The organism is Polaribacter sp. (assembly GCF_965656025.1).
Lineage (GTDB): Bacteria > Bacteroidota > Bacteroidia > Flavobacteriales > Flavobacteriaceae > Polaribacter.
Genome location: NZ_CBFHJT010000034.1, coordinates 20,006 through 29,853, shown reverse-complemented (window position 1 = coordinate 29,853; position 9,848 = coordinate 20,006). Strand labels below are relative to the sequence as shown.

The window sequence follows — 9,848 nt, the reverse complement described above, 5'->3', positions numbered from 1 at the left end:
CAGAAAAATTACAAGAAAACAAAGGTGAGTTAGAAAAATTAAACGAAAAGTTTACCAAGGAATTTGAGAATTTAGCCAATAAAATTTTAGACGAAAAATCATCAAAATTTACAGAACAAAACAAAGAAAATATAAAAAATATCTTAAGCCCTTTACAAGAAAAAATTAAAGGTTTTGAAGATAAAGTAGAAAAAACACACAAAGAAAGTATCGATTATCATGCTGCTTTACGCCAACAAATATTGGGTTTAAAAGAACTAAATCAACAAATGAGTAAAGAAACCATCAACCTAACAAAAGCATTAAAAGGCGATAATAAAATGCAAGGTAATTGGGGTGAATTGGTTTTAGAACGTGTATTAGAAAAGTCTGGTTTAGAGAAAGATAGAGAGTATTTTGTACAGCAAAGCTTTACCAATGATGATGGGAAACGAGTGTTGCCAGATGTGGTTATTCATTTACCAGATAACAAAAAAATGATTGTAGATTCTAAGGTTTCTTTAGTGGCTTATGAACAATATATAAATGCAGAAGATGATGTTTTAAAAGAGCGTTTTTTAAAGGAACATATCAATTCTTTAAAAAGACATGTAGAACAATTGAGCGATAAAAAGTATGAAGATTTATACAAAATAGAATCGCCAGATTTTGTGTTGTTGTTTATCCCAATAGAACCCGCTTTTGCTGTGGCATTAAATTCAGATACTAATCTATATAACAAAGCTTTCGAAAAAAACATTGTAATTGTTACACCTTCTACCCTATTAGCAACATTGCGTACTATAGATACTATGTGGAATAATGAAAAACAACAAAGAAACGCTTTAGAAATTGCAAGACAAGCTGGTGCTTTGTACGATAAATTTCAAGGTTTGTTAAACGATTTAATTACTATTGGAAAACGAATTGATGACAGTAAAAAAGAGTACTCTAGTGCCATGAATAAGTTAGTAGATGGTAGAGGAAATATTATTACAAGTATCGAAAAATTGAAAAAAATGGGCGCCAAAGCAAAAAAAGCACTCCCAGAAAAAATTATAGAACGTGCAAATAATAACGATTAATTTGCTTTTGAGTTCTTATTTAAATTGATATTGCTACTTACAGCAAGTGTTTATTTATAATTTTACTTAGAACTAAAAAAGTAAAATTATGTCAAATAAAGAGAGAGCTAGCGCAGAAAATGTTACCAAAGGAAATTCAGGAGATAAACATGAAGAAGGTTTACATCCTTTAAAAGGAACTGTAAAAGAAGGTTATAAAGATACAGACAGTTCTAAAAATCGCTTAACAGGTTCAGATAAAGATGAAATAGAAAAACAAATACAATCTAGTACAAAAAATTCGAATAATAAAGTAGCTGATAAAATACAGAACTCGAACAAATAGTTTTCTTTTGAGTTACAATTTCTATGGATGTAGATAAGTTTCAAACATCAATCCTTTTAAATTTGTAGTATTATTAACCAGTATTGTACATACAATACATAAAAAAAACTACAATGAATACAGATACAAGTCAAGGAAAATGGAAACAAATAAAAGGTGAGTTTAAAGAAGAATATGGTAAAATTACCGATAACGAATCTGCAGAAGCAGAAGGATCTGTAGATAAATTAGTGGGTAAAATCCAAGAAAAATATGGAGAAACTCGCGATAAAATTAAAGAAGAAATAAGCAACTGGTAAGACTTATTTTTTAAATAAATAACTAAAAGTATTAAAGAAAACTAGTTACTTTTCTGTCTCTTTTGATAAAATGTATCTTATTTTTCTTTAGTACTTTTTTTCTATACCCAAACAAATGAAAAATGTCTGTTGCCAAAAATTTTACTGTTTTGGGATTCACTATTATTGTGTGTGGTTTTTTTTTATCTGTTGATATACCTGGTAATAGTCTTAAAAAATTATGAAAAGATAGTTTTCTTAAAATTCTTGAGAGATACAACCAAAAACTAGATATTTTTGTAATTATAAAAAAGCCATCATCTCCTTTTTGTTGATATAGAGGCATAAAAATTTTACCCGCAGATTTTGCAAATACTTCATTTCCGTTAGAAAACGCTAATAATTCATTATTTTCTATTTGCTGAAAATTCTTATAACCAGACACCATTTTAAAATCTTCAAACGGTTTAATGGAGTACTTATAATTAATTTCATAAAACTCTTGTCTTTCTTTAAACACAGATAACGATTTTTTATAAAAAGAATATTTTCCTACATACTTTTTAGAAATACATTTAGCGGAAACTAAGGCTAACCAAAGAAAAGAAATAGCATTATCTACAGAAACTTTTTTATTATGTTGGCCCGCTTCAAAACCTAGTGCTACATGTCCAAATTCGTTGATATAAGTTAATAATGGGCCGTCTAAAAATTCTTCTATCCCTAAAATGGTAGGTATATTAAAGTTAGAAGAGTATGATCTATTATTTAAAGAATCGCTAATGGTGATAAAGGGTTGTGTATCTGCAGAGGTAGTATGCAAATCTAAAAAATAAAAAGGGCCAACTTCTGTTTCTAATATGTTTTTGATGATGTCATAAATTTCTTTTTGCTCTTTAGATTCTCCTTTTAAATCTTCTTCTAAATACGTATTTAAGAGTTGTTCTTTGGTCCAAATTCTATTTAAATCTACATTTTTAAAACGAATATTATTAGAAATGGCATTCATATTACCAGCAATACCGTAAAAGTTACCTTTTAATTGTAAAGCATCTTCTTTTATCGTTTTAAAAACTTTTAACAACGCATTTACTCCTGCCCTTTCATTTCCATGAATACCTGCAATAGCAATTACTGTGGGCGATTGTTTAATGCCTTTAATTTGTCCTAGAATTCTTTGAACAGTAATTTTTTCTTCAAAAGATATAATATCTATGGTATTTCTCATTAACTATTTTTAATTTTTTCAATACGTTCTAAATCACTTTTTGTAAAAATTCCAACTAGCTTATTGTTGCTTAAAACGATTACTGCTGTATTTTCTGTATCTTGTATCAGTTTTTTTACTTTTTGATAGGATGTTTCTGGTGCTACTGTATCATAATTTTTAGTCATAATATTTTTAGCTACCTTATTTTTAATGTTTTTAGAAGTAAAATCTAAATTATCTAATTGCTTTTTTTCGATAACGCCAACTACCCTATTAAATTTATCTACAACAGGTATATGGTTGATGTTTTTCCAGAGCATTATATTATGTGCAAGTTGTAACAAATCGTTTTCGTGTACTACAAACAAAGCCGTAGACATTATTTTATATACCTTATCATATTTTTTAGAGATATCATTTTTATGCATATTAATTGGTTGCCATTCTGCAATGGGAATGTTTAAGCGTTGGTTTTTATACATATGTTCTGTTAATATCACGTTCGTCTCGTAAATAGAAACTTCTTTTTTAAGTTGTCTTTTGTTTCTAATTATCCATTTACTACCAGTAGTACTTTTATCAATTCTTTTTTGAATAATTTCTAAGTAATAATCAATTTCATCCTCATCTATATTAGATTTTAAGAGCCCTTCTTTTGCCATCGGAATTAAAATATTTTCTAATAGTTTTTTTGCAGAAATTCCTTTACCAAACCAAGAAAAATAGGTATTGATACCAGTTCTTGCAGCATTTATAAAGTTACCTTTTGCATCATAAAAAGGCATTTTTCGCCAAATTTTTTCGTATTGTTTAGGCATCCCTTGCATAACACCTACCCATAATAGTGTGTTGGCAATTTCGTCCTTAATACTAGGGCCAGATGGAATATATCTATTTTCTATACGCAAATGCGCGATGTTTTTATGAACGCCATAACACAATCTATTCCACTTGTACAAAGTACCATTATGTAAGTTTAGCGCCTTTAATTTTGGCATAATTCTCTCTTTTACAGTTTGTAAAGAATCTTCATCAAACTCAGAGGAAACAATGGGTGGATATCTGGCAATATCATCTGTAAATAATTCTAAAATAGAGTTTTTAACCCAATCTGTTCCAAAAGATACTCGTGGTTTTTGTTCTCTAGAAAAATGAGAAACATTCCGTAAATCTATGCTTTGTTGAAATAGTGCTATTCTGGTTTCGCTCCATAGTTCCTTACCCAATAATAAAGGGGAATTGGTCATTATTGATAACAGTGGACCTGCAATTGCCTGAGACCAATTGTATTTATCTATAGCTTCTTCTGGACTAATTTGTAGGTGAACTTGAAAACTTGTATTACAAGCCTCAAATAATATAGATTTGTGTTTTAAAATAAGTTCGTTTACACCTTGTATGTGTAATTTAAAATCATTTCCTCTAATTTTTTTAATAACATTATTTAAAGTTTTATAGCGTTTAAAAGGTGTTACGTTTTTAAAAATTAAATCTTTTTGTCTAATTGTGGGTAAAATACCGGCTAAAATTAATTTGTTGTTTTCCGTAGCTTCTGCTACTTTATAGCCTTTATCTAACAGCTTTGTTAATTGCTTTTCTATTTTAGAAAAACAATTATCTTTTAACTCAAAAGGATCTAAATTAATTTCTAAATTAAAAAGTGCTAACTCTGTTGTATAATGATCATCTTTTATTTTTTCTAGAATTTTTAAAGCATTTACAGACGGTCTATAATCTTTATCTACAATACAAATTTCTTGTTCAGCCCCTACTCTTGTAATTCCTGCTTCAAATAAATTGTTTTGTAACATTAACTCAAAAGCTTCAATATCATTTAGTAAATGACGTACAAATTTTTTTCTGTCTTTTTGAGTTTTTATTGCTGTAACCGATTGTGATCCCATAATAAATAACTTGTATTACAACGAAGTACGGAAAAATATTGGGATTTAAATATGACAATTATCAGTACAAAAAAACACCAAGAAATAAATCTTGGTGTTTCAAAAAAATAAATTATTAGAAATAATGTTTTTACATTACAAATAATCTTCTAGAGCTCATCATTTCAGCAACTCTTTCTCCTATTTCGTGTAAAGCTTCTTCATTATCTGCATTTTGGATAGCTTCATCTATAAAATCTACTACCTGTTTCATATCTTCTACTTTTAAACCTCTTGTTGTAATTGCAGGTGTTCCAACACGAATACCAGAGGTAACAAAAGGAGATTTATCATCAAAAGGTACCATGTTTTTATTTACGGTAATGTCTGCTTTACCTAAAGCAATTTCTGCATCTTTACCAGAAATACCTTTGTTACGTAAATCGATTAACATACAATGATTATCTGTACCTCCAGAAATAATTTTATAACCTTTAGCAACAAATTCTTTTGCCATTGCTGCAGCATTTTCTTTTACTTGTATTTGATATTCTAAAAACTCATCTGTTAAAGCCTCTCCAAAAGCAATCGCTTTAGCACCAATAACGTGCTCTAAGGGTCCACCTTGATTACCAGGAAAAACAGCAGAGTTTAATAACATAGACATCATTTTTGGTTTACCACTTTTTAAAGTTTCTCCAAACGGATTCTCAAAATCTTGTCCCATCATAATAATACCACCTCTTGGACCACGTAAAGTTTTGTGTGTGGTAGAAGTTACAATATGACAATGTGGTAAAGGATCGTTTAAAATACCTTTGGCTATTAATCCAGCAGGATGAGAAATATCTGCCATTAAAATAGCATTTACACTATCTGCAATTTTTCTAAAACGCTCAAAATCTATATCTCTAGAGTATGCAGATGCACCAGCAATTATTAATTTTGGTTGCTCTTTGGTTGCAATTTCTTGAATTATATCATAATTTAAAACACCTGTTTCTTCTTCTACTCCATAAAAAACAGGATTGTATAATTTACCTGAAAAATTTACAGGAGAACCATGTGTTAAATGCCCACCATGAGACAAATCGAAACCTAAAATAGTGTCTCCTGGTTTTATACACGCTGCAAAAACAGCTGTATTTGCTTGAGAGCCAGAGTGTGGTTGCACATTTACATAAGCAGCACCAAATAATTCTTTTGCTCTATCTATAGCAATTTGTTCAATAACATCAACAACTTCACAACCGCCATAATATCTTTTTCCTGGGTAGCCTTCTGCATATTTATTGGTTAAAATAGAACCTTGGGCTTGCATTACTTGGTCGCTTACAAAATTCTCAGAAGCTATTAACTCTAAACCATTTAACTGTCTTTCTTTTTCTTCTTGTATAAGATCAAAAATTTGATTGTCTATTTGCATTATTATAGATTTTATTAAGAGACCAAAAATAGTGAAAAACACATTTTAAAAAAACAAGAATTATGAGTATTTTGTAGAACTTATTAAGATTTGTTATTAATTAAAAAAAAGGATGTTAAAAATAAGTTATTGCTTGTTTTTCTTTTCTAAAATGATAAAAAATTACATAAATTTGATAAAACTAAAAAAACACAAATGATAATAACAGCAAATAATCCAAACAGAAAATCTTGGTTAAAAGTAGATGAAGATTCAGATTTTCCAATTCAGAATATTCCTTTTGGAGTTTTTATTACCAGAGATGATATTATTACAATTGGAAGTAGAATTGGCGATTTTGCTATAGATTTAGGCGCTTTTCATCAATTAGGCTACTTTGAAGACATCCCTTTAACAGACGATATGTTTTTGCAAGACAACTTAAATGATTTTATTGCAGATGGAAGAAAAACTTGGCGTTTGGTAAGAAATAGAATTGCAGAAGTTTTTGATGTTACCAATGGATCATTAAGAGATAATGCAGCTCACAAAGACAAAATTATCTTTAGAATGGATGAAGTAGAAATGCTTTTACCAGTTGCTGTTGGAGATTATACAGATTTCTATGCAAGTAAAGAACATGCTACTAATGTTGGGTCTTTATTTAGAGATCCAGAAAATGCTTTGTTACCAAATTGGCTGCACATACCAATTGGTTACCATGGTAGAAGTTCTTCAATAATCCCTTCTGGAACACCAATCAGAAGACCTTATGGACAAACAAAACCAGTAGAAGGAAGTAATACACCAGGTTTTGGACCCACAAAATTATTAGATTTCGAATTAGAAATGGCATTTATAACTACAGATGCCAATGTTTTAGGTGATCGAATTCCGATTGAAGAAGCTGAAGAATATATTTTTGGATTGGTGCAATTTAACGACTGGTCTGCAAGAGATATCCAAGCTTGGGAATATGTACCTCTTGGCCCATTTTTAGGAAAAAGTTTTGCCTCTACCATATCACCTTGGATTGTAACTTTAGATGCTTTAGAGCCTTTTAGAACCGAGAATCCAAAACAAGAACACAAGCCTTTACCGTATTTAAAACAAGAAGGAAAAGGAAGTTATGATATTAATTTACAAGTTGGTATACAACCAGAAAATGGAGAAGAAACAGTTGTTGCAAACTCTAATTTTAAGTATATGTACTGGACCATGGCACAACAGTTGGCACATCATACCGTAAACGGATGTCCTGTAGAAGCTGGAGATATGATGGGTTCTGGAACTATTTCTGGCCCTACAAAAGATAGTTTTGGCTCTATGTTAGAATTGACTTGGCGTGGTAAAAATCCTATAAAACTAAAAGATGGTAGCACACGTAAATTTATAAATGATAATGATACTGTTATTATGAGAGCACATTGTAAAAATGATAAAGTTCGAATAGGTTTTGGAGAATGTGTTGGTAAAATTTTACCTGCTAAATAAAACGCAAAACTACCATTATGAAAAAAACCTCACTTTGTGAGGTTTTTTTATGTATTTATTTTACTTCTTATAACTTATATTATGAATATAATCTTTTAAATCAAAGGGTTTTAAAAATAGCAATACAATTTTAATAAAATATCTTTTTTAAAATATCAAATACCTTTTTCTCTAAATAATCTACAGAACCATCCGCAAAAAATACTTTTTTTATATTTCTTAAAAGGACCTCTTTTTCTTTCTGTGTAAATTCGTTTTCTCTAAAATATTGCTGAATTTTATTTAAATTTTCTTCTTCAGAATCTACCACAACTTCTGTATGCATTCTGTGAAACGTTTTATCATCTATTTTAGAACGTATAAATGCTTGTTCGTTATCATCTTCTATATGGTTGCAATGGGCTGCGTATAAAAGAACGTACGCTTCAAATTCCTTTTTGGTCCAATCTAAATTCATAATTATTTTTCTATTGGTAAATTATATGTACTGGCCCATTCTGTCCAAGAACCGTCGTAAACTGCGTAGTTTTTTACACCCGCTAGATCAGCTCCTAAAGCTAATATTGAAGCTGTTATACCAGATCCACAAGTAAAAATTAAGTTTTCTTTATTATTATAATTACTAAATATTTTTTGTAAATATGATGTACTTTTCATTTTTCCGTTATCTAAAATATCAACAAAAGACAAACTAATAGAATTAGGTATATGTCCGCCTTTTAAATCTTTTCTGGGTTCTGGTTCTGTTGCCAAAAATCTACCTTTAGAACGTGCATCTATAATTAATGTTTCTTCATCTTCAATAGCATTAAAAACATCTTTGGTAAATTTTATTTTTTTAGGTTGGTAAAAAGCTGTAAAGTCACCTTTTTTAAGTTGATGTTTCTGTGCTACTTCAACTGGATAGTTTTTTGATTTCCACGTAGGAAAACCACCATTTAATACTGTTATGTTAGTAAAACCCATTAATTGAAACATCCACCAAACTCTTGGAGATGAATATATACCTAAATCATCATAACAAACAATGGCACTATTATTATTAATGCCCAAATCTTGTGCTTTTTCTTGAAAATCTTCTGGTGATAATACAGTATTTGGAAAAGTTGCATCAGTATCAGAAAATGTTTGCTTTAAATCAAAAAAAATGGCTCCTTTTATCTGTTCTTTCTTTACATCACTTTTATGTGAAGTACTTGCTGTTACTTTTGGTATCGTACAATTTAATACAATTAAGTTTTTGTTTTCTAAATGATTGTTTAACCAATCTACAGAAACTAAAGGAGCGTTAATTATCAATTGCATTGTAACTAAAGTTTTTTTTAACTAATTTTTAGAAGGTATTTACTAAACAAAAATATTTCTGATTTTTATTTCACCTTATCATAATTATCATCCCAGTTCTTTTCTATAGGGTTATCGTGTAATTTGTCTAAAGATTTTGCAACTAGCATAGATACAGTGGCGTCTCCTGTAACATTTACAGTAGTTCTACACATATCTAAAGGTCTATCTACAGCAAAAATTAATGCCAAACCAATGGGTAGTAATTCTGCAGGGAAATTTATTGATTCTAAAACAATTACCAACATTACCATACCAGCACTAGGCACAGCTGCAGATCCTATAGAAGCCAACAAAGCTGTAAAAATAATTACTAATTGATTCGAAAATGTAGCGCCTTCTGGCCAAACGACCTGCATAATAAATACAGCTGCAATACCTTGATACAAACTTGTGCCATCCATATTAATTGTAGCACCAACAGGCAATACAAAACCAGATACTTCTTTATCTACGCCTAAATGTTCTTCTACTCTTTCCATAGTTACTGGTAATGTTGCAGCACTAGAACTTGTAGAAAATGCTAATAATTGAGCAGGACTTATTTGTTTTAAAAACCACATTGGGGATTTTTTGGTATAAACAGCTACTAAAAAAAGATAGAAGCCTATCATTAATAATAAACCACCAACCACACACAAAGCATACACCAACAGTTTTAATAGAATTTCGGTATCATCAAAAGCAATTATAACATTAGCCAACAATGCAAAAACGGCATAAGGAGCAAAAAGCATAATTAAATCTACCATTTTCATTACCATTTCATTTAAAGAATCAAAGAAATCCATTAATGGTTTGGCTTTTTTTTCTGGTATTAATAATAAAGAAATACCAACAAACAT

At 29.8% G+C, this 9,848-nt stretch carries 10 protein-coding genes; 4 read left to right on the top strand and 6 right to left on the bottom strand.

Annotated features, from left to right (window positions below; genetic code table 11):
• The 3 genes from ACTG3S_RS08200 to ACTG3S_RS08190 all read left to right on the top strand — a co-directional run.
• Nucleotides 1-1,064 (top strand): DNA recombination protein RmuC (locus ACTG3S_RS08200; protein WP_439128868.1); only part of this gene is annotated, 1,064 nt, incomplete at its 5' end.
• Between the two features lie 88 nt (nucleotides 1,065-1,152).
• Nucleotides 1,153-1,389 carry a hypothetical protein gene (locus ACTG3S_RS08195; RefSeq protein WP_439128867.1) on the top strand — a complete coding sequence of 79 codons (237 nt, stop codon included), beginning with the start codon at nucleotides 1,153-1,155 and terminating at the stop codon, nucleotides 1,387-1,389.
• Nucleotides 1,390-1,502: 113 nt separating this feature from the next.
• The gene (locus tag ACTG3S_RS08190; RefSeq protein ID WP_439128866.1) at nucleotides 1,503-1,688 is read left to right on the top strand and encodes a CsbD family protein; all 186 of its coding nucleotides are present in this window, start codon (nucleotides 1,503-1,505) and stop codon (nucleotides 1,686-1,688) included.
• Nucleotides 1,689-1,719: 31 nt separating this feature from the next.
• On the opposite strand, the gene ACTG3S_RS08185 is transcribed toward ACTG3S_RS08190, so the two are convergent.
• From ACTG3S_RS08185 to glyA, 3 genes are all read right to left on the bottom strand, one after another.
• Entirely contained in the window at nucleotides 1,720-2,895 is a 1,176-nt protein-coding gene (locus ACTG3S_RS08185) for an aspartoacylase (RefSeq protein WP_439128865.1), read from the bottom strand.
• Nucleotides 2,895-4,781 carry a CBS domain-containing protein gene (locus ACTG3S_RS08180; RefSeq protein ID WP_439128864.1) on the bottom strand — a complete coding sequence of 629 codons (1,887 nt, stop codon included), beginning with the start codon at nucleotides 4,779-4,781 and terminating at the stop codon, nucleotides 2,895-2,897. The genes ACTG3S_RS08185 and ACTG3S_RS08180 overlap by 1 nt, the downstream gene beginning before the upstream one ends.
• 130 nt (nucleotides 4,782-4,911) lie before the next feature.
• Nucleotides 4,912-6,186, bottom strand: coding sequence for a serine hydroxymethyltransferase (gene glyA, locus ACTG3S_RS08175; RefSeq protein WP_439128863.1), 1,275 nt, complete (start codon nucleotides 6,184-6,186; stop codon nucleotides 4,912-4,914).
• A gap of 195 nt (nucleotides 6,187-6,381) precedes the next feature.
• On the opposite strand from glyA, the gene fahA reads away from it, so the two are divergent.
• Complete coding sequence (gene fahA, locus ACTG3S_RS08170) at nucleotides 6,382-7,659, top strand: fumarylacetoacetase (RefSeq protein ID WP_439128862.1); 1,278 nt, start codon at nucleotides 6,382-6,384, stop codon at nucleotides 7,657-7,659.
• A gap of 130 nt (nucleotides 7,660-7,789) precedes the next feature.
• Here fahA and ACTG3S_RS08165 read toward each other — a convergent pair whose 3' ends face one another.
• The 3 genes from ACTG3S_RS08165 to ACTG3S_RS08155 all read right to left on the bottom strand — a co-directional run.
• Nucleotides 7,790-8,116 (bottom strand): hypothetical protein, encoded by a 327-nt coding sequence (locus ACTG3S_RS08165; protein ID WP_439128861.1) that lies wholly within the window; start codon nucleotides 8,114-8,116, stop codon nucleotides 7,790-7,792.
• A gap of 2 nt (nucleotides 8,117-8,118) precedes the next feature.
• Nucleotides 8,119-8,964 (bottom strand): sulfurtransferase, encoded by an 846-nt coding sequence (locus tag ACTG3S_RS08160; protein WP_439128860.1) that lies wholly within the window; start codon nucleotides 8,962-8,964, stop codon nucleotides 8,119-8,121.
• A gap of 65 nt (nucleotides 8,965-9,029) precedes the next feature.
• Nucleotides 9,030-9,848, bottom strand: an 819-nt coding sequence (locus ACTG3S_RS08155; protein ID WP_439128859.1) for a dicarboxylate/amino acid:cation symporter, incomplete at its 5' end; no start/stop codon positions are given.

Excerpts from the sequence above, each read along its gene's own strand:
- ACTG3S_RS08185 (WP_439128865.1), bottom strand. The coding sequence starts at position 2,895 with ATGAGAAATACCATAGATATTATATCTTTTGAAGAAAAAATTACTGTT.
- ACTG3S_RS08160 (WP_439128860.1), bottom strand. The coding sequence starts at position 8,964 with ATGCAATTGATAATTAACGCTCCTTTAGTTTCTGTAGATTGGTTAAAC.
- ACTG3S_RS08165 (WP_439128861.1), bottom strand. The coding sequence starts at position 8,116 with ATGAATTTAGATTGGACCAAAAAGGAATTTGAAGCGTACGTTCTTTTA.
- fahA (WP_439128862.1), top strand. The coding sequence starts at position 6,382 with ATGATAATAACAGCAAATAATCCAAACAGAAAATCTTGGTTAAAAGTA.
- glyA (WP_439128863.1), bottom strand. The coding sequence starts at position 6,186 with ATGCAAATAGACAATCAAATTTTTGATCTTATACAAGAAGAAAAAGAA.
- ACTG3S_RS08180 (WP_439128864.1), bottom strand. The coding sequence starts at position 4,781 with ATGGGATCACAATCGGTTACAGCAATAAAAACTCAAAAAGACAGAAAA.
- ACTG3S_RS08195 (WP_439128867.1), top strand. The coding sequence starts at position 1,153 with ATGTCAAATAAAGAGAGAGCTAGCGCAGAAAATGTTACCAAAGGAAAT.
- ACTG3S_RS08190 (WP_439128866.1), top strand. The coding sequence starts at position 1,503 with ATGAATACAGATACAAGTCAAGGAAAATGGAAACAAATAAAAGGTGAG.